This window comes from Lentibacillus kapialis (assembly GCF_014646635.1).
GTDB lineage: Bacteria > Bacillota > Bacilli > Bacillales > Amphibacillaceae > Lentibacillus > Lentibacillus kapialis.
On record NZ_BMNQ01000024.1, the window covers coordinates 23,579 to 45,346 of the forward strand.

A 21,768-nucleotide genomic window follows, 5' to 3' on the forward strand; every position below is an offset into this window, starting at 1 on the left:
GAGTGACTGCGACGGTGTCCACGTCACCACAACAAAAAGTATATCAAGGGGTTTTGCACGAAATCCGCAAATATATTGACTCTCATGAATTAAAGCCGGGCGATAAACTTCCATCTGAGCGGGAACTTTCCGAAAAATTGCAGGCCGGCAGATCTTCAGTCCGTGAAGCACTTAGGGCAATGGAACTGTTGGGATTGATTGAAACAAGGCACGGCGAAGGGACCTTTTTAAGTCCTTACCGGCCTTACCACTCAGTTGAGGTGCTTTCGTCTTTCGTTCTCCAGGGAGCCAAGACGAAGAATGATCTATTATTTGCCAAAAAAATAATTGAAAAAGAAGCGGCCAGGATTGCCTATGATCATATTTCTGATGATGATATTGAGGAATTGCGCGAGATTATTCATGACAGTACCTTAAACAGCAATGAGAAGCATGTAGCATTTTTTCAACTCTTATTTTACAAAACTGAAAACTTGCTACTTGCCAGAGTGTGGCAATTGATGGATGAATTCTCCTATAGCATTTCCAGTCTTTCTTATGATCAATCATTTTATTTGGAACTTATAAATCTTTTTCGCTCCAAAAGTTATGGTAAAATAGAAGAATTATTTTACACACCGCCGGCAAATAAGTGATATCCGGCTTTTTCAGCTTCTAATATATGAAGCAAATTGTGCCAGTTGCAGTGTATAACCCGGTACTATTGAATAAATGCTCGCCTTTGCTGTTTAAAAGGAGGAATTTCCCTTGCTTAAGGATTTTTTTGGCAAGAAAAAAAAATATGCTACGATACCAAGTGAAAAAAGCAAACTTGAGGTTCCCGAAGGATTAATGAAAAAATGCACGAATTGCCATAAAATTTATTATCGAAAAGAAATGAACAAAAACATCAATGTTTGCCCAAATTGTGACTACCACCACCAAATGACTGCTTGGGAGCGGATTGATAGTTTGTTCGATGAAGGGACTTTTGAGGAATGGGATAAGCGGTTTTCAACAACTAACCCGCTGGAATTTCCCGAATATGAAACGAAAGTTGAGAAGGACCGAAAAAAAACCGGGTTGAACGAGGGAGTCGTGACCGGGAAAGGGTCGCTTGATGGACAGACGATTGCCTTTAGTGTGATGGATTCCAACTTCCGGATGGGGAGTATGGGTTCAGTGGTGGGCGAAAAGATTGCACGCGCCATTGAACAAGCGAACGAGCAATCACTGCCTTTTGTTATTTTTACTGCCTCAGGTGGTGCCCGTATGCAGGAAGGCGTTTTAAGCCTGATGCAAATGGCGAAAACGTCTTTTGCCGTGAAACGTTTTTCCGAATCAGGCGGTCTGATGATTTCTGTCATGACGCATCCAACCACTGGCGGGGTGTCTGCCAGTTTTGCATCAATCGGTGATTATAATCTGGCTGAACCGGGAGCTTTGATTGGCTTTGCGGGCCGCAGGATTATTGAGCAGACAATCCGGGAAAAACTGCCGGAGGACTTTCAGACGGCTGAATTTTTATTGAAACACGGTCAGCTTGATAAGGTAGTTCATCGCCATGAATTAAAGTCCCTCCTTTCCAGAATACTTGTTATGCATCAGAAAGGTGGGAAATTTTCATGAAACAAGTGCTTGATTTTGAAAAGCCAATTGCAGATCTTAAAGACAAAATCGCTGAATTAAAGACGTTCACAACTGATAGTGACATTGATTTAACCGATGAGATCACAACACTTGAAAACCGGCTGGAGATCCTGGAAAACGATATATATGGCAATTTGCAGCCTTGGCAGCGAGTTCAGATGGCAAGGCACCAGGAGCGCCCGACAACATTAGAATACGCTGAACGGTTATTCTCGGATTTCATTGAATTTCATGGTGACCGATTATACGGTGATGACGAGGCCATTGTATCCGGTATTGCGCTCTATCGTGATAAGCCTGTAACTGTTGTTGGTCATCAGCGCGGTAAAGATACGAAAGAAAATATCCGCCGCAATTTTGGTATGCCACATCCCGAAGGTTATCGGAAAGCGTTACGGCATATGCGGCAGGCGGAAAAGTTTAATCGGCCTATTGTAAGCTTTATCGATACTAAAGGTGCCTATCCAGGCAAAGCTGCTGAAGAACGCGGGCAAAGCGAGGCAATCGCCAAAAACCTGATGGAGATGGCCGGGCTTACCGTACCAATCATTTGTATTGTGATCGGAGAAGGCGGAAGCGGCGGCGCGTTGGGGTTAGGTGTCGGTGACAGAATTCATATGCTCGAAAATTCCACCTACTCAGTAATTTCGCCTGAAGGTGCCGCAGCTCTATTATGGAAGGACTCTGGTCTGGCAAAGCAAGCAGCGGAAAATATGAAAATTACATCATATGATTTGAAAGAGCTCAATATTATAGATGACATTATTCCAGAGCCAAGAGGTGGTGCACATCGTGATATTGAACTGCAAGCTGAACATATTGACACCGTTTTGGCTAAATCACTGGGAGAACTGAGTGACATACCTTCAGATGAGTTGTTGGAAAAGAGATGGGAAAAATATCAAAAAATGGGTGATTATAAACCATTATAAAGAGGTTGACAGGGGTCAGCCTCTTTCGCTCTTTATAGCGCGTTAAAACATGGATATGGAACAGAGCACGCATTATTGACTTTACTTATAACGTCAGACAGTATAAATTATGGACGACCTTATAAGAAAAGCTTTGGCATTCGCTATAAGGCGAGGCGAATACCGAGTTTTTCTAATGATACTTTTTTTGATCACGATTTAGCTGATTAATTGATATTTTTGCTTTTTACAATTATCTTGGGAGTAGAAATGATGGAGACATGAGGTGAAAGCATGAAGAAAATTGGTGTTTTGACAAGCGGTGGTGATGCACCAGGTATGAACGCCGCTATCCGTGCGGTTGTAAGGAAAGCCATTTATCATGGAATTGAGATTTTTGGTATAAAAAATGGGTTTCAGGGTCTAATTGATGGTAATATAGAAAAAATGGATACTGGTTCTGTCGGTGATATCATCCAGCGCGGTGGTACGATATTACGTTCTGCCAGATGTGATGAATTTAAATATGACCAGGGACAGAATAAAGGTATTGAACAAATGAAAAAGTTTGGGATTGAAGGTCTGATTGTAATCGGGGGCGATGGCAGTTTTCGAGGTGCACAGAAATTGACCGAAAAAGGATATCCATGCATTGGAATTCCGGGTACCATAGACAATGATATTGCCGGTACCGATTTTACAATCGGATTTGATACCGCCTTAAATACCGTGATTGAAGCGATAGACAAAATCCGTGATACCGCTTCTTCACACGAACGAACATTTATTATTGAAGTAATGGGCAGAGACGCCGGTGACCTGGCGTTATGGGCTGGTCTTGCCGATGGAGCGGAAAGTATTCTTATTCCTGAAAAACAGGATGAACTGGATGAAATTATAGAGCGATTGAGACGTGGCCAGGGGCGCGGCAAAAAGCACAGCATCATTATTCTTGCAGAAGGTGTAGGCAGTGTGTTTGATTATGCCGACCAGATTAAGGAAACGGCTGACCTGGAGACACGTGTGACTGTTCTGGGGCATATTCAGCGCGGCGGCTCTCCGACTGCTTCTGATCGTGTTCTGGCAAGCCGGCTTGGAGCTCAGGCAATCGACTTGCTTCTGAATGGACAAGCAGGAAAGATAGCCGGCATCCAAAACAATCAACTGGTCAGTCATGATATTTCCGAAGTATTAGCGAAAAAACATACAATTGACATGGAAATGTATCAATTATCCAAAGAACTGTCAATTTAGAGGAGGCGCTGGAAATGCGGAAAACAAAAATTGTATGTACGATCGGCCCTGCATCAGAATCGGTGGAAACACTCACACAGCTGATTGAGAGGGGCATGGATGTTGCCCGACTGAACTTTTCCCATGGTGATTTCGATGAGCATGAGCAGCGTATTCAAAACATACGGGAAGCAGCCGAAATAACTGGAAAAACAATTGCGATTCTTTTAGATACAAAAGGTCCAGAAATCCGGACGGGCACCTTTAAGCATGGTGAAGCTGAAATTATTAAAGACAGTATTGTTCAAGTCACTATGGATGAGGTGGAAGGAAGTGCTGAACGCTTTTCCCTCTCATACCCCGGTCTGATCAATGATGTCCATGCTGGTTCTAAGATTTTGCTTGATGACGGATTAATTGAACTGGAAGTACTGGAAATTGATCATGAACATCAGGAGTTGAAAACAAAGGCACTGAATTCGGGTATTATTGAAAACAAGAAAGGTGTCAATGTTCCAAATGTAAGTGTGAAACTGCCCGGAATCACAGAAAAAGATGCGGCAGATATCACGTTTGGTATAGAACATGATATTGATTATATTGCGGCTTCGTTTGTCCGTCGTCCATCTGATATTCTTGAAATACAAGAGCTGTTAGAAGAACATGATGCTACACACATCAAAATCATACCGAAAATCGAAAATCAGGAAGGGATTGACAATATTGATTCCATTCTGGAAGTGAGTAATGGTTTGATGGTTGCACGTGGCGATCTCGGTGTTGAAACCCCGGCTGAAGATGTTCCGCTTGTACAGAAAAAACTGATTACAAAATGCAACACTGTTGGAAAGCCGGTCATCACCGCAACCCAAATGTTAGACTCGATGCAGCGCAATCCGAGACCAACCCGCGCAGAAGCATCGGATGTTGCCAATGCGATTTTTGATGGGACCGACGCCATTATGCTTTCAGGCGAAACGGCTGCAGGCGATTATCCGGTCGAATCGGTGCAAACAATGAGTAACATCGCCTTAAAGACAGAGAGCGGTCTGAATCATAAGCTAATTTTGGACGACCGCTCAAAATCCGTTGATATGACAATGACTGATGCTATCAGCCAATCGGTTACGCACACGGCGATGAATTTGACGGTCAGCGCTATTATTACCCCAACTGAAAGCGGACATACCGCCAGAATGATTTCCAAATACCGTCCTGAAGCTCCGATTATTGCCGTAACATTTAATGAGCATGTTAATCGTCAGCTGTCACTTATATGGGGGGTACATGCTGTTATGGGGAGCAAAGCTGATTCCACGGATGAAATGCTCGATATTGCAGTGGATATGGGATTAAGCACGAAACTGTTTGAACGCGGAAGCAGAGTTATTATAACAGCCGGCGTTCCCATCGGTGAAAGCGGAACAACTAATCTTATGAAAGTGCATGTGATAGGAGATGTAATGGCTAAAGGACAAGGCATAGGCCGTGGTAGTGCTTACGGCAGGGCCGTCGTTGCCAAAACTGCTTCTGAAGCAATAGAGTACGTTGGTGAAAATGATATCCTTGTTACGTACGGTACAGACCGGGATATGATGGAAGCAGTTAAGAAAGCAAAAGCCATTGTAACACAAGAGGGCGGCCTCACTTCACATGCGGCGGTTGTCGGACTGAGTCTTGGCATTCCGGTTATTGTCGGAGTCAAAGATGTGTTTGATAAGATCGAGGATGGGACCGACATTACTATAGATGGTGCAAAAGGTGATATTTACAGAGGACATGCAAGAGTTCTGTAGTATAGATGGCTGACCTTATAAGAAATTTTACGGCACTCGCTACAAGATGATACGATTGCCGTTTAATTCCAAGCATAGATTCAGATGTAAAGAGGGGGCAAACAAATGCGATGGTTGCTGCTTTTATTCATAATCGTACCTGCTGTTGAAATTGGAATGTTTGTGTGGGTCGGTAGTATCATTGGCCCTTGGTGGGTAGTGGGATTAATAATTTTAACCGGGATCGTTGGAGTCTCACTTGCCCGGAAAGAGGGTCTTGATGCATGGAAAAGGGCACAAAATGCGATAGATCAAGGTCAGCCGCCAGGTGATGCAATCATCGATGGCATATGTATTTTTGTTGGCGGTGTCTTTCTGTTTGCCCCCGGTTTCATAACAGATATAGTCGGTTTTCTTCTAGTGCTTCCCTTTACTCGAAATCCTTTTACAGGTATGCTGGAAAGGTTTTTGCGCAACTTAGCTTCTAAGAGTACTTTTATTTATAGGAGATGGTAAGTCACGATCCTTTAATAAACCGGCTGGCCTGATGAAAGATTCCCGCCTGATACAAAGCTTTACCAGCAATCATCAGAAATGGTCCGAGAAGCAGTCCGAAGGCTCCCCATATCCGGAGCCCGATAAAAAGAGCAATCAGAGTTAGGATGGGCGGTACCCCCAACTTGTCCGATACTATTTTTGGTTCAAGCAGCTGACGCTGAATAATAACGATCATATATATAATCGATAAACCGATAGTCATCGAGTAATTGCCTGTTAAAAACAAATAGGTAATCCACGGCACAAATATGATTCCCGTTCCTAAAAACGGAAAAATGTCCACCAGCGCTGCAATGAGTGCAATCGTCAATGCATAATCAATTTGAAACAACAGCAACCCTGCAAATATTGTCAGTGATGTCATGGACATGAGCAGGAGCTGTGCCTTGATAAAACCGGAAACTGCCTTCTTCAAGTAATTCCAGACGCTGCTGCTCGAGTGCAGTACGTTTTTTGGGATTGCTTTTTTGAATAGAAAAACAAGCTGATGCCAATCTTTTGTTAAGAAAAAAGCTGCCAAAACCGTAAACAGGAAAACCGTAAAAGAACCTGGCAATAAAGTTAACGCAGCAGGTATTTGCAATAAAAAATTTTGTACGGTATCGGCACTGAATGACGTAAACCGGTCAATGATATGGTCAATGCTATCATTAATAGCAGACTGCTGGTCGGGATTCAACGTACGAACAAAGGAAGAAAGCTTGTGGTATAATGGCATCAGTTGCTCATCAATGAATGTTTCCACAATCTTTGCAAATACGTGGAAATAATCCGGTATATTTTTTGCTATATAAGTTGTACCGTTAAATAACTCTGAAATGAGAAGGATAATAATACCCAATAATACTGTTGCTGTAAATGCCATTACAGCAAATGCAGCAAGGCCGCGGGGTAATTTAATTGTTTGTTCTAAAAATCCAACGGCAGGATTCAGACATAAGGCAAGAATGAAAGCCAATAAAAAAGGATAAATATAAGAAAATGTGTATTGCAGAACTGAAAATATGATGACAACGGATACCATGATAATGCAGAACCGAAAAATTTGGTGCATTCTCCGTTTATACAACCAAAACCCTCCAAAGCGGCAGAATAAGGCCTGTACTATTTTATAACGTCACAAGACATGAATTATGGATAATTTCGGGTCAACACCAAAATCTATGGTTGAATTGTGAATATAGTAGTAAAACGAGCTAGCGGAGGAAAAGCATGGAGACTCCTGTGGGAATGCGCCGTGTGAAGACCCCGCAGAAAAAGCTTTTCTTTTTTTTTTGAGGAGGCTGAGGACAAGCCCACGGAAAGCGACGAGCCAACGCTCCACCGAATGTGCTACGCGTTGCGAGGCGTGTGTCTTCACTGTGAATGCTTGCAAGACGACGAGCACCCAAGTGTTTTTCCGAAGCGACTGATTACGTCAACATGACACTGAATTGTCAACCATAGATTTTGGTGAACAGCCATAATTTTAAGAAAAAATTTGGCACTCGCTATAGAACGAGGCGAATGCCGGGTTTTTCTAACATATGACTACAAACGCTAAAATAGACGTATTAATCGGGAATCGGCTGTCAATAAAATTTATATTGGCCAAATAAAGAAGAAAATGCTTCGTTGAATGAGGTTTCAGTTTATAAACATGCTTATTTATGCAAAAAAATTATGACCGGATTTTAATCGGTTTCAATTCACATAATACACATAATACTTTATAATTGTCCGTGGGGATGGCAATGTTACGATAAAATATTGTCGAATTCAGTAATACATTACTTATCCTAATGAATATTTTATAGAAAAAGGAGAGGGTTTGTTATGGCAAAAGGGCTTGAAGGGATTGTCGCAACCGAATCATCCATCAGTTCAATCATTAATGATCAGCTTACTTATGTTGGCTATACCATCGACGACTTGGCTGAGAATTCCAGTTTTGAAGAAGTTGTCTTTCTTTTATGGAATTTGAGATTGCCGGCAAAAGCGGAATTGAATGAATTCAAAGCCGAACTTGCGGCTGAAATGGAACTTCCGGAAGCTATTATTGAACATCTGCGTTCATATGATCTGTCAACTGTTCGTCCGATGGCCGCATTACGTTCTGCTGTTTCTATTTTAGGGCTTCATGATGAAGAAGCCGATGTGATGGATGAGGCTGCGAATAAACGAAAAGCAGTGCGTCTTCAGGCTAAAATAGCTACGATTGTGACGGCTTTTGCACGAATCCGGAAAGGTCAGGACCCAATCAAACCAAAAAAAGACCTGGGTTTTGCGGCTAACTTTCTGTACATGCTTAACGCTGAAGAACCTAAGGATGTCGAAGAAGAGGCTATCAACAAAGCGCTCATCCTGCATGCCGACCATGAATTGAATGCTTCGACATTCACTGCGCGTGTTTGTGTCGCTACCCTGTCTGACATTTATTCTGGAGTAACAGCAGCAATTGGTGCACTGAAAGGCCCATTGCACGGCGGGGCTAACGAGCGTGTAATGGCTATGCTTTCAGAGATTGGTGACGAGGAAAATGCCATTCCGTACATTAAACAAAAGTTGGAAAATGATGAGAAAATAATGGGAATGGGACACCGCGTCTATAAAAACGGCGATCCGCGTGCCAAATATTTGAAAGAGATGTCAAAGGAACTGACCAAAATCACCGGACAGTCAAAATGGTACGATATGTCTGTGAAAATTGAAGCCTTTATTAAAGAAAAAAAAGGTCTGCCTGCCAATGTGGATTTTTATTCGGCATCTGTATACCACAGTCTAGGAATTGACCATGATTTATTCACACCAATATTTGCGACAAGCCGTATATCCGGATGGATTGCACATATTCTTGAACAATATGACAACAATCGCTTGATTCGTCCGCGTGCAGAATATGTCGGTCCAAAAACGCAGGAATATGTCGCTATTGAAAATCGCTAAAATAAATCTGATGACTAACATTCAGCAGTTTAAATCTTTTCTGCTGAATGACGTTTCACTTTATGATAAACTGATAATGGCTTGAAGAAGATTAGGAGGTATTTTTTATGACACAAGGGGAAAAAATTACAGTAGATAATAATGGAAAGATGACTGTTCCAAATCATCCGATTGTCCCTTTTATCGAAGGTGACGGAACTGGAGCGGATATTTGGGCTGCGGCGCGCCGCGTTATCGAAGCTGCTGTGGAAAAAGCTTATAATGGTGAAAAAGCTATTGATTGGACAGAGGTGTATGCCGGCCAGAAATCTTATGATAAAACTGGAGAATGGCTTCCGGATGAAACTCTTAAAACGATTGACGAATATAAAATTGCAATAAAAGGTCCACTCACAACACCGATCGGTGGTGGTATCCGTTCATTGAACGTTGCATTGCGCCAGGAACTGGATCTGTTCACTTGTTTGCGACCTGTTCAATATTTCACAGGTGTTCCATCACCGGTTAAGAACCCTGAAGATGTAGATATGGCGATTTTCCGTGAGAATACTGAAGATATTTATGCGGGTATTGAATGGCAGAAAGGCTCAGATGATGTAAAAAAAGTTATTGACTTCCTGCAAAATGAAATGGGTGTTAACAATATTCGTTTCCCTGAGACTTCCGGTATAGGTGTAAAACCAGTATCTGAAGAAGGATCAAAACGTCTCGTGCGCGCTGCGATCGATTATGCCTTTAATGAAGGACGGCAGAGTGTCACCTTAGTACATAAAGGTAACATCATGAAATTCACGGAAGGTTCCTTTAAAGCATGGGGATACGAAGTTGCCGAACAGGAATATGGTGATAAAGTATTCACCTGGGCTGAGTATGACCGTATCGTCGAAAAGGAAGGCAAAGATGCAGCAAACAAAGCACAGGATGAAGCGGTTGCTGCCGGTAAGCTTCTGGTTAAAGATGCTATTGCCGACATCTTCCTGCAGCAGATTCTTACACGTCCGAAAGAATTTGATGTTGTTGCAACGATGAACCTGAACGGTGACTATATATCGGATGCGCTGGCAGCACAAGTTGGCGGAATCGGTATTGCACCGGGAGCAAACATTAACTATAATACAGGTCATGCGATTTTTGAAGCGACACACGGCACAGCACCAAAGTATGCAGGCATGGATAAGGTTAACCCGTCTTCTGTTATTCTTTCCGCTGTTTTGATGCTTAATCACCTGGGGTGGAGAGAAGCTGGTGATCTGATTATGAAAGCAATGGACAAAACAATTGCATCAAAAGTGGTCACTTATGACTTTGCCCGGATGATGGATGGTGCAACCGAAGTAAAGACATCCCAATTTGGTGATGAATTGATTAAGAACATGGATTAAAGTGAAAGTGATTCAAATTTTAAGCGATTTGAAAGGTATGTTACAGCTGACATTGCTTGATTTATTGTCAGCTGTATTTATAAAATAAATTTTCTTAAGATTGGAAGAGGGATTAGCATGTCTATCAAACGCAAAAAAATCTCTGTCATTGGCTCGGGTTTCACCGGTTCAACGACAGCCTTAATGCTGGCGCAAAAAGAGCTGGGGGATGTCGTACTGGTTGATATTCCTGATAATGAAGATCCGGCTAAAGGAAGAGCATTGGATATGAAAGAAGCGGGTCCTGTTCAGGGATTTGATGCCAATATTATCGGTACAGCTGATTACAAGGATACAAAAGAATCAGATCTCGTCATAATCACAGCCGGTGTTGCCCGCAAACCTGGTATGAGCCGTGATGATCTTATGAATACCAATGCTGAAATCATGAAGGCTGTCACAAAGGACATTGTAAAGTATTCCCCGGATTCGACAATTATTGTATTGACTAATCCGGTAGATGCTATGGCTTATACAGTCTTTAAAGAATCCGGATTCCCTAAAGAGCGCGTTATCGGACAGTCAGGTGTGCTGGATACTGCAAGATTCCGTACTTTTGTTGCCGATGAACTGAATTTGTCCGTGAAGGATATTACCGGGTTTGTTCTCGGTGGGCATGGCGATGATATGGTACCATTAATCCGCTATTCCTATGCCGGCGGAATTCCGCTTGAAAAACTGATCTCCAAAGACCGTCTTGATGACATCGTTGAGCGCACTCGTAAAGGCGGCGGTGAGATAGTTGGTCTGCTAGGCAATGGTAGCGCCTACTATGCGCCTGCTGCTTCCCTGACCGTTATGACGGAAGCAATATTGAAAGACCAACGCCGTGTTCTTCCATCGATTGCATATTTGGAAGGTGAGTATGGCTATAAGGATATCTATCTGGGGGTACCGACCATCATCGGGGGAAATGGCTTGGAAGAAATTATTGAGCTTGACCTGACCAGGGAAGAAAAAACCGAATTGGACAAATCAGCAGACTCCGTGAAAAATACACTTGATGTATTGACATAATTTTGTGCAAGAAGAGGTTTCTCTTTTGTGGATAAAAAGAAACTTCTTCTTTTTAAAACGTTAAAAAGTATTTTCCCAAATATAATAGCGACTATACACGGTTTTTGATATAATGGGGAGCGCTTACAATTACGGAGGTGATGAAATGATCGGCAAAAAAAGAAAGCTTGGTGAAAGGATTGAAGCTTTGCAAGTCGGACAATCATACACGACATCTCATATTATCGAGGATAAGGATTTATTATTATATCTGGGTTTAACCGACGATGCCAATCCACTTTATCTGCAGCATGACTATGCCTCCCAAACACCATATAAACGACCTATCGTTCCGTCTGTTATGCTATTTGGAATGGTAACATCCACTGTTTCCATGCACCTTCCCGGCCCAGGCAGTCATATTACTCGGCACGAAATAACGTTTCCTAAACCGCTGTTTCATTATTCGGAAATAAAAATAACACTTGAAGTCATAGCGATAGACATTGAGAATCATGAAGCAACGCTTTCCGCTGTCGGTTTTGATGCCGAAGGTGACATAATATTACAGGGAAAACTAAATGTCTCTCCAGCTTATGAACCTGAGTCATGGACGGGGAGTTCCCTGGAGAATTTCTTTTAACAATGGTTTTTCGAATCCACTGAACTTTCTGGATACCACCCCGATCTAAAAAGAAATCAAATCACAACAAAGCTTCCTGGGATCAATGTGAAATACCGGTGGGGTAATCAGTGTCTTTGTTAATTTTTCTTTACACTTTTATCTGTTCACTTTGTGTTATTTTCATTGTAAGATGAAAATAACACCTTGGGAATAGAAATGAGGATTGCTGATGGGAAAGCAAATTTTGATTGTTGATGATGAAACATCAATTGTGACACTATTAAAGTTTAATATTGAGCAGGCAGGTTATGAAACGGATGTTGCTTATGATGGCGCAGAAGCTATAAAAAAAGCAGAATCGGCGGATTTTGACCTGATTATCCTTGATTTGATGCTGCCTGAAATGGACGGTATGGAAGTTTGTAAACAGTTGCGGGTACAGAAAATTGACACCCCGATATTGATGCTGACTGCAAAGGGCGAGGAATTTGATAAAGTATTGGGGCTGGAGCTTGGAGCAGATGATTATTTAACGAAACCGTTCAGCCCCAAAGAAGTTGTTGCCCGCATAAAAGCAATTTTACGTCGGTCTGACAAGGCAGAGGATAATTCTCTTTCAATACAAATTGGGCAATTAATCATTTACCCAGATCGGTATGAAGCTGAAATAAGAAGCGAAGAGTTGACATTTACAAGAAAAGAATTTGAGCTCTTATACTATCTTGCCTCGCATAAAGGAAAAGTGCTATCACGGGATCAGCTTCTGAGTGCTGTTTGGAATTATGATTTTGTTGGAGACACCCGTATAGTTGATGTCCATGTCAGTCATTTACGTGAAAAGATTGAACCTGATACAAAAAAGCCCGTTTATATTAAAACTGTGCGCGGGCTTGGCTACAAAATGGAGGAACCGAAATAATGCTGCCCTTATTTAAAAAACCGCTATTAGCTTATCATGCAGGTCTGTTTATCCTTGTTGTTGTAACAGGTATAGCCGCAGCCCAACTAACGTCTGAATATATTATCCTCGGATCAATTTTATTTGTGGAATATTTCATTTTACTTGTTATAATGCTTCATGTTTATGATAAGTTTATGAAACCGATAAAAAAGACGTCACACACAGTGGATGAGTTGCTAAAAGGCAATTATCGCGTGAGGATTCATCACTCCGCCAGCGGCAGAATCGCTGAATTGAATAATAAATTAAATGCTCTGGCACGAAATTTGAGTGAGTTTGAGATTCAGGAACAGATGCAGGAGGACAGGCTCTCAACCGTAATTGACAATACACAGAGCGGTCTGGTGCTAATTGATGAAAAAGGGTATATCCATTTGGTCAACCGCAAATTTATATCTATGTTTGGTGGAAACGCCCACGATTATCAAGGATATCTATATTATGATGTATTAGCGAATGAAACAATTCATGCAACCGTTCAGGAGGCTTTCCTGTACGAGAAAAATATCAAGTATTCTTTCACCCAGACAATCGATATTGACACAAAATATATCGAAATTGTCGGCGCACCAATATTTAACGAGCGTGGCATACTGAAAGGTGCTGTTCTTCTACTGTACGATATTACCCATTTGAAAAAGCTTGAGTTAATGCGCAAGGACTTTGTTGCAAATGTTTCGCATGAGCTGAAAACGCCAATAACCTCCATTACCGGCTTTGCTGAAACGCTGCTTAACGGTGCAAAAGATGATGACGAATCACTGGATCGATTTTTAAAAATTATTTATGACGAAAGTTTCCGTCTTCAGGGGCTGATTGAAGATTTACTAACCTTGTCCAGACTTGAAGCTGATGAGTTCCAATTAACTCGGTCCCATGTTGATATGAATCAGCTGACTGAGGAAATCCTGCCTGTTATTGAACAACGGGCAAAACAGGGGGGTATAACGCTGACGACAAATGTGAAGAACGACACAACACTGAAAGCTGATGGTGAACGGGTCAAACAGATTTTGATCAATTTATTAACCAATGCCATCAGTTACACAGGTCAGAATGGCACAGTAAATCTGACGGTGGCGTATGAAGGCGAAATGGTCCATATCCAGGTGGCGGATGATGGTATCGGAATCTCACAACAAGCCGTAACACGGATATTTGAGCGATTTTACCGGGTAGATAAGGCACGAAGTAGAAACACCGGCGGAACTGGCCTGGGTCTGGCGATAGTCAAACACATTGTCGAAGTACATGATGGAAACATTTCAGTAGAAAGTGAACCTGATAACGGTTCAACCTTCCACGTTTATCTACCAAAAAATGATCCGGCATCCTCTTAACAGGGGGTGCTTTTTACTATACTATGTTAAAATAATGATTATAACGGTATGATCGGAGGACGTTTTTCATGAGTAATAAGCTTGTATTGATTGACGGAAACAGTGTAATTTACCGGGCATTTTTCGCGTTGCCATTGTTAAATAATGATAAAGGCGTTTATACGAATGCTGTCTATGGCTTTACTAACATGCTTCTCAAGATTATTGAGGATGAAAAGCCGACACATATGCTTGTGGCATTTGACGCCGGCAAAACAACTTTCCGTCACGAAACATATGAAGAATATAAAGGCGGCCGGCAAAAGACACCGCCGGAATTGTCCGAACAGATTCCGCTTTTGAAAGAAGTGCTTGACGCGTTCTGTGTTTCACATTATCAACTGGATTTATATGAAGCCGACGATATTATCGGTACGCTTTCAAAACAGGCTCAAGAGGAGAACTGGGATGTCACGGTCATTTCAGGTGACAAAGATCTGCTGCAGCTTGTATCGGACAAGGTAACGGTGAATTTGACCAAAAAAGGCATTAGTGATATTGAAGCATATACACCTGAGTTCATGCAGGAAAAGATGTCCATAACACCTGAACAGATTATAGATCTAAAAGCATTAATGGGCGACAGTTCGGACAACATACCGGGGGTGCCGGGTGTTGGGGAGAAAACAGCTATGAAGCTTCTGAAACAATTTGAAACGGTTGATAACGTATATGACAATCTTGATGACGTAACCGGCAAGAAATTAAAAGAAAAGCTGGAAAGTCATAAGGGTGATGCATTCATGAGCAAGAGGCTTGTCATCATTGACCGTGAATCCCCAATTGACGTTTCACTTGAACGAATAACGTATGCAGGTTATCCGCAAGCCGACGTCAGTGCGATTTTTAAAGATTTGGGCTTCCAGTCACTATTAAACCGAATTGATGGTGAAGCGGGCGGCAGCGATGAAGCAACAACAGAACTAAGCGATATTGATTATACGATCGTCGATGATGATCTGACTGAAGATATGCTGGGTGAAGAGACTGCATTGGTGCTGGAAATGCTTGAGGAAAATTATCATTATGGCAACATTGAAGGCATTAGTGTTGTGAATCAGTCCGGCGCCTATTTTATTCCAACCGAAATAGCGATAGAATCAGAAGCATTTAAGACATGGGCAGAAGATAGCAGCAAGTCAAAAGTTGTTTTTGATGCCAAGAAAACGCTGGTGGCTTTGTTGAACAAGGACATTCATATTGAAGGCATTACGTTTGATATGCTGCTGACATCGTATTTGCTCAATCCAGCTGAGAACAATCATGATATCCCGGCGATAGCACATCGAATAGGCGTGACAGATGTGCTGTTTGATGAGGAGGTTTACGGAAAAGGCGCCAAAATGCAGGTGCCTGAACGGAACCAACTTGGTGAGCATGTTGTTCGGAAAGCGAATGCTCTATTTCAGATAAAAGATGATATGAAAGAGCAGCTGAAATCAAATGATCAATATGAACTGCTCAAGGAGCTGGAAATGCCGCTCGCCCTTATTTTGGGTGAAATGGAGCATACCGGTGTTCTGATTAATGTTGAGCGCATTCAGGAAATGGGCGATGATCTGAAACGGCGCTTGAGTGAATTGGAAGAAGAAATATATGAACTAGCCGGTGAAGAGTTCAATTTGAATTCGCCCAAACAGCTTGGACCAATCTTATTTGAAAAGCTTGGACTGCCTGTTATCAAAAAAACGAAAACAGGTTATTCCACAGCGGCGGATGTTTTAGAACAGCTGCAAAATGAACATGACATTATTCCAAAACTGCTGCTTTACCGTCAGCTGGGCAAACTGCAGTCAACCTATATCGCCGGGTTGCTGAAAGTGGTGGATCAGAATACTCATAAAATCCATACGCGTTTTAACCAGGCGTTGACCCAGACAGGACGTTTGAGCTCGGTCGATCCAAATTTGCAAAATATCCCTATCCGGCTCGAGGAAGGACGAAAGATCCGTCAAGCTTTTGTTCCGTCCAAAGAAGAATGGGTTATGTTTGCTGCTGATTATTCGCAGATTGAACTGAGGGTACTTGCTCATATCGCTGGTGATGAAAAGCTGGTTGAAGCGTTTACGAACAATCTTGATATTCACACCCAGACAGCAATGGATGTGTTTCATATTGAACGGGCAGAGGTCACAGCCAGTATGCGTCGCCAGGCAAAAGCGGTGAACTTCGGGATTGTATATGGTATAAGTGATTACGGGCTTTCGCAGAATCTTGGCATCACCCGTAAAGAAGCTAAGCAGTTCATTGAACGTTATTTTGAAAGTTATCCTGATGTAAAAGCGTATATGGATGACATTGTCCAAGAGGCAAAACTTCAGGGTTATGTAACAACAATCATGAAACGCAGACGCTATCTGCCTGAAATTACAAGCAGGAATTTTAACCGGCGTTCATTTGCCGAACGGACAGCAATGAATACCCCGATCCAGGGAAGTGCTGCTGATATCATTAAAAAAGCAATGATTGACTTGGATGAAAAACTGAAAGAAGAGAAACTCGAAGCGCGGATACTGCTTCAGGTGCATGACGAACTGATTCTGGAAGCACCAATAGATGAGATTGAACAACTTAAAGAAATCGTACCAGCTATCATGGAGAAAACAGTGGATCTTAATGTACCATTAAAAGTCGATTATGAATATGGTGATAGCTGGTTTGATGCAAAATAAGGGGAAGATGGCATGCCGGAATTACCAGAAGTCGAGACGATAAAGAATACACTCAAGCAATTTGTCCTCAATAAAACTATTACGGACGTGTCTGTCTATTGGGCAAATATTATAAAGCAGCCTGATGATATTGATTATTTTAAATATCTTTTAGCAAAACAATCGATCCATGATATACACCGGAGAGGCAAATTTTTGTTGTTTGAACTGGATGATGTCGTATTGGTATCCCATTTGCGGATGGAAGGCAAATACAGTGTCCATCCGTCAGGAGAGCCAGTCAAAAAGCATACGCACGTTATTTTTATATTCAGTGACGGAGAAGAACTCCGTTATAATGATGTGCGTAAATTCGGCACAATGCATCTATATGAAAAAGGGGATGAGTGGAAGAATAAACCACTGAACCAACTAGGCCCGGATCCGTTCAGTAAAACGTTTACAATGGATTATTTTTACCAGAAATTGAAAAAGACTGATCGTGTCATCAAATCAGTATTACTGGATCAAACGGTTGTTGCCGGGCTTGGAAATATTTATGTTGATGAAACATTGTTTAGAGCAAACATACATCCATTGAAAAAAGCAAATAAATTAAAGAAGAGAGAAGCGAAGATGATATGGGAAGCGGCTATAAACACTTTAAAAGATGCGATTGCTCAAGGGGGCACCACAATTCGTTCGTATGTCAACTCTCAAGGCGATATGGGGATGTTTCAGCAGGAACTATTTGTTTACGGTCAGGAAAATGAGCCATGTAAAATATGCGGGAAGCCCATTGTTAAGATGAAAGTTGGTGGACGTGGGACTCACGTCTGCATTTTATGTCAAAAAATGGAATGAGGATTATAAATGACACTTGTCATTGGACTGACAGGAAGTATAGCAAGCGGAAAAAGTACTGTTTCATTAATGTTCGACGATTTTAATATACCAGTGATTGATGCCGATAAAATATCTCGGGAAGTTGTTATGCCTGGAGAAAGAGCATATGAGTTAATCGTATCCACATTTGGTGAGGATGTTTTACGGGGAGACATGTCACTTGACCGGGAACAATTAGGAGCGATCGTATTCAAAAATGAGAAAAAACGAAAACAATTGAATAATATTGTTCATCCCGCCGTCAGGGAAAAGATGATTGAACAAAGAGATGCATTCAGTGCATCCGGCGAAAAGAGTGTCATTCTCGATATTCCATTGTTATTTGAAAGCAAACTGACCCATTTTGTTGATAAAACCGTTGCAGTATATGTTGATGAACAAGTACAGCTTAAGCGTCTGATGGAACGTGATGGTTACTCAGAGGAAGAGGCTTACCGGCGGATTAACGCACAGATGCCTATTAGAGAAAAGGCGGAGCTGGCCGATGCTGTCATTGACAACAATGGGTCAAAACATGATTCCTATCAGCAACTGGAATCGCTTCTACGGAAATGGGGTGTTATTTAGCTTCAAACCATTGACAGCTGGAAGAGGCATTAAGAAGTATTTCCTTCTACCGTTTTATCCCACTTTTACAGCAAGCAAATCCCTTAAAATAAAGTGTTATATTTAATCAAAACCTTGATTAATAAATGGTGTTTTTGGCTTTCCGCCTGTCCTGTATAAGGAAGTAAAAAAACTGGTTTCACATCATTTGAGATCAACATATATATAAGTAAAAACTAACAGGAGTAGAAATTATTGGGTAAACACAAAATTAGATTCAGATGGGTTGTATTTGCTTCTGTACTGTTTACTTATTTATTGATGTCGAGCCAACGGACCGCTCCGGGGTTGGTAACTGACCAAGTGATGCAGGATTTAAATGTAACGGCATCAACGATTGGGTTACTGGTAGGCATACAATTTTTTGTATATACTTGTTTACAAATTCCGATGGGTATCTTAGCTGATCGTTTCGGCCCCAATTTTTTTCTGATAATAGGAGCAATACTTACGGGATTAGGAACAATGATATATAGTCTCAGCACACATGAATCTGTGCTATTTTTTGCTAGAATACTAACAGGAGTAGGGGACGCAACCATTTGGGTTAATTTGGTACTCATTTTAAGCCGATGGTTTAACGAAAAAGAATTTACGCGATTAATTGGTGTGGCAGGTATGACAGGAAGCCTTGGTTTCCTTTTTGCAACAGTCCCTTTTTCCGCATTGATTGTCTTACTTGGTTGGCGGACAGCATTTTTCTCGGTGGGGTTTTTAATATGTCTATGTGGAATTCTCCTTTATTTGGTGCTCTTAAAAAAACAAAAACAAATCTTGCTTAATGAGTCGATATTCGAAAAAAATGAGCAACATGAAAAGACAATGGTTTTACTATGTAGAATGTTTTCAAGTCGGCAAGCATGGGCTTTATTTTTTTGTCACTTTGGGATTGTCGGCGGATATATAGGATTTATTGGTTCGTGGGCAGTTCCCTATGGGATGGATATGTATGACATGACACGTTTAGATGCAAGTCAGCTCATAATGATTAGTTTAATCGGAGCCTTAATTGGTGCACCTCTGATTGGTTGGATTTCAAGTCGGTTGGGAACAATTAAAATGCCCTATGTTTTTTTTCATATATCAATGCTATTGTGCTGGTCTACCATTCTTTTATTGAACGGACACCCCCCATTTTACTTGCTTACAATACTTTTCTTCATCATTGGCTTTACATTTGGATCAAATTCCTTGACGTTTGCTGTCGTTCGTCAATCTTTTCCTGCAAAGGAATCAGGCATTGTCTCTGGATTTGCAAATACAGGTGGATTTCTTAGTGCCGTCCTGTTACCGAGTATTTTTGGAAGTGTACTGGATCATTTTCTGTCTTCAGGTAGTCTGGGTGATGGGTACTTCTACGGTTTCATTACGCCGGTTATCTTCTCAATGATTGGCTTAATTGGGGTGATTTTTATTAAAGAAAAGCGTATGAAAGGGGATTAATAAAAAGGGTTCTGTCCAAGCAACTGCGTACAAGGTGTCATGCTTCAATTCAGCTGCTGTAGGGAATCCCAGCTGATGGATTTCATTCACCTCCGGCTTTAGATTACCGTTTAAAAATTGTTGATATTTCTGATTTAAGCTTTTCTGTTTTTCTTTAACTACTTCAAATGCCATTTTTGTCGGTTTGAATTCCTTAAGACATTCAATAACGTTTCTGATCTCTTTTTGTCTTTTTTTAGTTAGTATGTCGTCATTCTTGGCCCTGTGTAAATCTGGTGTATCACGCATATGAAATGTACCAAGGACCATTACTTTCGGTCTGTTGTATGAATTCATCAATGCCGCTCGCCCCCTGTGGGTAATAATTTATACTTATTTTAACATAAGCAATTAAGCATTCTATAAATTTCGCGAAAAATCTTTCATAAAAAAATGGCACATTCTCATTGTAATGTGTTATACTAATTCCAAATAAAGTTTAAAAAGTATAACATAAATTGGGGGATGGAAAATGAGTAGAACCCGAATTGCCATTAATGGATTTGGCCGTATTGGACGAATGGTTTTTCGTCAGGCGCTAAAAAATCACGATTTGGATGTTGTAACAATCAATGCCAATTACCCTCCCGACACGCTGGCACACTTAATCAAGTATGACAGTATCCACGGTATTTTTGATGGAGAAGTGAAAGCGCTCCAAAACGGATTGGAGATCGACGGAGAATTCATTAATATTGTTAGTTCCCGTGAACCGGATAAACTTCCATGGAAGGAGCAAGAGATTGATATCGTGATTGAGGCGACAGGTAAGTTCAAAACGAAACAAGAGGCCGGCCGTCACATTCAAGCAGGCGCCAAAAAAGTGGTTATTACGGCTCCTGGAAAACAAATTGATAAAACAATTGTTATGGGCGTTAATGAACAATCCTATAATCCTGAGGAAGATGAAGTTATCTCCAATGCTTCCTGTACAACCAATTGTCTTGCACCGGTAATAAGGGTTCTGGATGATAACTTGACGATTGTTAACGGTCTGATGACCACGGTTCACTCGTTTACAAACGATCAAAAAAATCTTGATAATCCGCACAAAGATTTGCGGCGTGCACGCGGTTGCACACAGTCGATCATTCCAACATCAACCGGCGCCGCAAAAGCGCTTGGAGAGGTGATACCGCATTTGGAAGGAAAACTTCATGGTATGGCGCTCAGGGTACCAACCCCGAATGTTTCGCTTATTGATCTTGTTATTGATGTAGAAGAGTCCGTAACAGAGGAAATGATTAATGAATTCTTTCGAAAGGCTTCGGAAAATGAATTGAAAGGAATTATCAAATACAGTGAGGAACCACTTGTATCTGTCGATTATACAACAACCGATTATTCAGCTATTATCGATGGACTTACGACGATGGTGATGGAAGATAACAAGATTAAAATTTTAGCGTGGTATGACAATGAGTGGGGCTACTCAACACGCATAGTCGACCTTGCAAGGCATGTCGGAAGCTACATGAAACAGCACCAAGTTAAAGTTTCGTGATTAATGCTCATTTTATTTGGCATATTTTATAAAAGATTGGCCTTCTAACAGAAGAAGCCAATCTTTATTTTTTGGGTCACCACCAAAATCTATGGTTGAAATGAATGAGTGAATATAGTAGTGAAACTAGCTAGCGGAGGAAAAACACGGAGACTCCTGTGGGAATGCGCAGTGTGAAGACCCCGCAGAAAAAGCGACCTTCTTTT

At 41.4% G+C, this 21,768-nt stretch carries 19 protein-coding genes; 17 read left to right on the forward strand and 2 right to left on the reverse strand.

Going from position 1 to position 21,768, the window contains the following annotated elements; all coding sequences use genetic code 11:
* The first annotated feature begins 14 nt into the window (after window positions 1-14).
* The 6 genes from IEW67_RS09725 (at window position 15) to IEW67_RS09750 (ending at window position 6,064) form a co-directional block, all read left to right on the forward strand.
* Window positions 15-635, forward strand: a complete 621-nt coding sequence (locus IEW67_RS09725; protein WP_188632873.1) for a FadR/GntR family transcriptional regulator — start codon at window positions 15-17, stop codon at window positions 633-635.
* A 112-nt stretch (window positions 636-747) separates the two neighbouring features.
* Window positions 748-1,608, forward strand: coding sequence for an acetyl-CoA carboxylase, carboxyltransferase subunit beta (gene accD, locus IEW67_RS09730; protein ID WP_188632874.1), 861 nt, complete (start codon window positions 748-750; stop codon window positions 1,606-1,608).
* Complete coding sequence (gene accA, locus IEW67_RS09735; protein ID WP_188632875.1) at window positions 1,605-2,561, forward strand: acetyl-CoA carboxylase carboxyl transferase subunit alpha; 957 nt, start codon at window positions 1,605-1,607, stop codon at window positions 2,559-2,561. Before accD ends, accA begins: the two co-directional genes overlap by 4 nt.
* Before the next feature lie 273 nt (window positions 2,562-2,834).
* Window positions 2,835-3,794: a 6-phosphofructokinase gene (gene pfkA, locus IEW67_RS09740; protein ID WP_188632876.1), complete on the forward strand. Its 960-nt coding sequence runs from the start codon at window positions 2,835-2,837 to the stop codon at window positions 3,792-3,794.
* A gap of 14 nt (window positions 3,795-3,808) precedes the next feature.
* Window positions 3,809-5,569, forward strand: a complete 1,761-nt coding sequence (pyk, locus tag IEW67_RS09745) for a pyruvate kinase (RefSeq protein ID WP_188632877.1) — start codon at window positions 3,809-3,811, stop codon at window positions 5,567-5,569.
* A gap of 105 nt (window positions 5,570-5,674) precedes the next feature.
* Window positions 5,675-6,064, forward strand: a complete 390-nt coding sequence (locus IEW67_RS09750) for an FxsA family protein (RefSeq protein WP_188632878.1) — start codon at window positions 5,675-5,677, stop codon at window positions 6,062-6,064.
* Window position 6,065: 1 nt separating this feature from the next.
* Here IEW67_RS09750 and ytvI read toward each other — a convergent pair whose 3' ends face one another.
* Complete coding sequence (ytvI, locus tag IEW67_RS09755; protein ID WP_188632879.1) at window positions 6,066-7,175, reverse strand: sporulation integral membrane protein YtvI; 1,110 nt, start codon at window positions 7,173-7,175, stop codon at window positions 6,066-6,068.
* A 746-nt stretch (window positions 7,176-7,921) separates the two neighbouring features.
* On the opposite strand from ytvI, the gene citZ reads away from it, so the two are divergent.
* The 10 genes from citZ to IEW67_RS09805 all read left to right on the forward strand — a co-directional run bounded on the left by citZ (window position 7,922) and on the right by IEW67_RS09805 (window position 20,019).
* A complete protein-coding gene (gene citZ, locus IEW67_RS09760; protein ID WP_188632880.1) occupies window positions 7,922-9,031 on the forward strand; it encodes a citrate synthase in 1,110 nt (369 codons plus the stop codon).
* A 107-nt stretch (window positions 9,032-9,138) separates the two neighbouring features.
* Window positions 9,139-10,413 carry an NADP-dependent isocitrate dehydrogenase gene (gene icd / locus IEW67_RS09765; RefSeq protein WP_188632881.1) on the forward strand — a complete coding sequence of 425 codons (1,275 nt, stop codon included), beginning with the start codon at window positions 9,139-9,141 and terminating at the stop codon, window positions 10,411-10,413.
* 117 nt (window positions 10,414-10,530) lie between these two features.
* On the forward strand, window positions 10,531-11,469 hold the full coding sequence (gene mdh, locus IEW67_RS09770) for a malate dehydrogenase (protein WP_188632882.1): 939 nt from the start codon (window positions 10,531-10,533) through the stop codon (window positions 11,467-11,469).
* 145 nt (window positions 11,470-11,614) lie between these two features.
* Window positions 11,615-12,091 (forward strand): MaoC/PaaZ C-terminal domain-containing protein, encoded by a 477-nt coding sequence (locus IEW67_RS09775; RefSeq protein ID WP_188632883.1) that lies wholly within the window; start codon window positions 11,615-11,617, stop codon window positions 12,089-12,091.
* A 211-nt stretch (window positions 12,092-12,302) separates the two neighbouring features.
* Window positions 12,303-12,992, forward strand: coding sequence for a response regulator transcription factor (locus IEW67_RS09780; RefSeq protein ID WP_188632884.1), 690 nt, complete (start codon window positions 12,303-12,305; stop codon window positions 12,990-12,992).
* Window positions 12,992-14,374 (forward strand): two-component system histidine kinase PnpS, encoded by a 1,383-nt coding sequence (gene pnpS, locus IEW67_RS09785; protein WP_188632885.1) that lies wholly within the window; start codon window positions 12,992-12,994, stop codon window positions 14,372-14,374. The genes IEW67_RS09780 and pnpS overlap by 1 nt, the downstream gene beginning before the upstream one ends.
* A gap of 68 nt (window positions 14,375-14,442) precedes the next feature.
* Entirely contained in the window at window positions 14,443-17,085 is a 2,643-nt protein-coding gene (gene polA, locus IEW67_RS09790) for a DNA polymerase I (RefSeq protein ID WP_188632886.1), read from the forward strand.
* A gap of 12 nt (window positions 17,086-17,097) precedes the next feature.
* Complete coding sequence (mutM, locus tag IEW67_RS09795) at window positions 17,098-17,928, forward strand: DNA-formamidopyrimidine glycosylase (protein WP_188632887.1); 831 nt, start codon at window positions 17,098-17,100, stop codon at window positions 17,926-17,928.
* A 9-nt stretch (window positions 17,929-17,937) separates the two neighbouring features.
* Entirely contained in the window at window positions 17,938-18,537 is a 600-nt protein-coding gene (gene coaE, locus IEW67_RS09800; protein WP_188632888.1) for a dephospho-CoA kinase, read from the forward strand.
* A 234-nt stretch (window positions 18,538-18,771) separates the two neighbouring features.
* Window positions 18,772-20,019 carry an MFS transporter gene (locus IEW67_RS09805; protein ID WP_188632889.1) on the forward strand — a complete coding sequence of 416 codons (1,248 nt, stop codon included), beginning with the start codon at window positions 18,772-18,774 and terminating at the stop codon, window positions 20,017-20,019.
* On the opposite strand, the gene IEW67_RS09810 is transcribed toward IEW67_RS09805, so the two are convergent.
* Window positions 19,972-20,355, reverse strand: a complete 384-nt coding sequence (locus IEW67_RS09810; protein WP_229671731.1) for a DUF5694 domain-containing protein — start codon at window positions 20,353-20,355, stop codon at window positions 19,972-19,974. The genes IEW67_RS09805 and IEW67_RS09810 overlap by 48 nt on opposite strands.
* Window positions 20,356-20,530: 175 nt before the next feature.
* Between IEW67_RS09810 and IEW67_RS09815 the strand changes: the two genes are divergently transcribed.
* Window positions 20,531-21,562, forward strand: coding sequence for a glyceraldehyde-3-phosphate dehydrogenase (locus tag IEW67_RS09815; protein ID WP_188632891.1), 1,032 nt, complete (start codon window positions 20,531-20,533; stop codon window positions 21,560-21,562).
* Window positions 21,563-21,768: the final 206 nt, after the last annotated feature.

Bases quoted from the DNA above. Each gene is read 5' to 3' on its own strand.
- accA (WP_188632875.1), top strand. From the start codon at position 1,605: ATGAAACAAGTGCTTGATTTTGAAAAGCCAATTGCAGATCTTAAAGAC.
- pfkA (WP_188632876.1), top strand. From the start codon at position 2,835: ATGAAGAAAATTGGTGTTTTGACAAGCGGTGGTGATGCACCAGGTATG.
- pyk (WP_188632877.1), top strand. From the start codon at position 3,809: ATGCGGAAAACAAAAATTGTATGTACGATCGGCCCTGCATCAGAATCG.
- IEW67_RS09750 (WP_188632878.1), top strand. From the start codon at position 5,675: ATGCGATGGTTGCTGCTTTTATTCATAATCGTACCTGCTGTTGAAATT.
- citZ (WP_188632880.1), top strand. From the start codon at position 7,922: ATGGCAAAAGGGCTTGAAGGGATTGTCGCAACCGAATCATCCATCAGT.
- icd (WP_188632881.1), top strand. From the start codon at position 9,139: ATGACACAAGGGGAAAAAATTACAGTAGATAATAATGGAAAGATGACT.
- mdh (WP_188632882.1), top strand. From the start codon at position 10,531: ATGTCTATCAAACGCAAAAAAATCTCTGTCATTGGCTCGGGTTTCACC.
- IEW67_RS09775 (WP_188632883.1), top strand. From the start codon at position 11,615: ATGATCGGCAAAAAAAGAAAGCTTGGTGAAAGGATTGAAGCTTTGCAA.
- IEW67_RS09780 (WP_188632884.1), top strand. From the start codon at position 12,303: ATGGGAAAGCAAATTTTGATTGTTGATGATGAAACATCAATTGTGACA.
- pnpS (WP_188632885.1), top strand. From the start codon at position 12,992: ATGCTGCCCTTATTTAAAAAACCGCTATTAGCTTATCATGCAGGTCTG.
- polA (WP_188632886.1), top strand. From the start codon at position 14,443: ATGAGTAATAAGCTTGTATTGATTGACGGAAACAGTGTAATTTACCGG.
- mutM (WP_188632887.1), top strand. From the start codon at position 17,098: ATGCCGGAATTACCAGAAGTCGAGACGATAAAGAATACACTCAAGCAA.
- coaE (WP_188632888.1), top strand. From the start codon at position 17,938: ATGACACTTGTCATTGGACTGACAGGAAGTATAGCAAGCGGAAAAAGT.
- IEW67_RS09810 (WP_229671731.1), bottom strand. From the start codon at position 20,355: ATGAATTCATACAACAGACCGAAAGTAATGGTCCTTGGTACATTTCAT.
- IEW67_RS09815 (WP_188632891.1), top strand. From the start codon at position 20,531: ATGAGTAGAACCCGAATTGCCATTAATGGATTTGGCCGTATTGGACGA.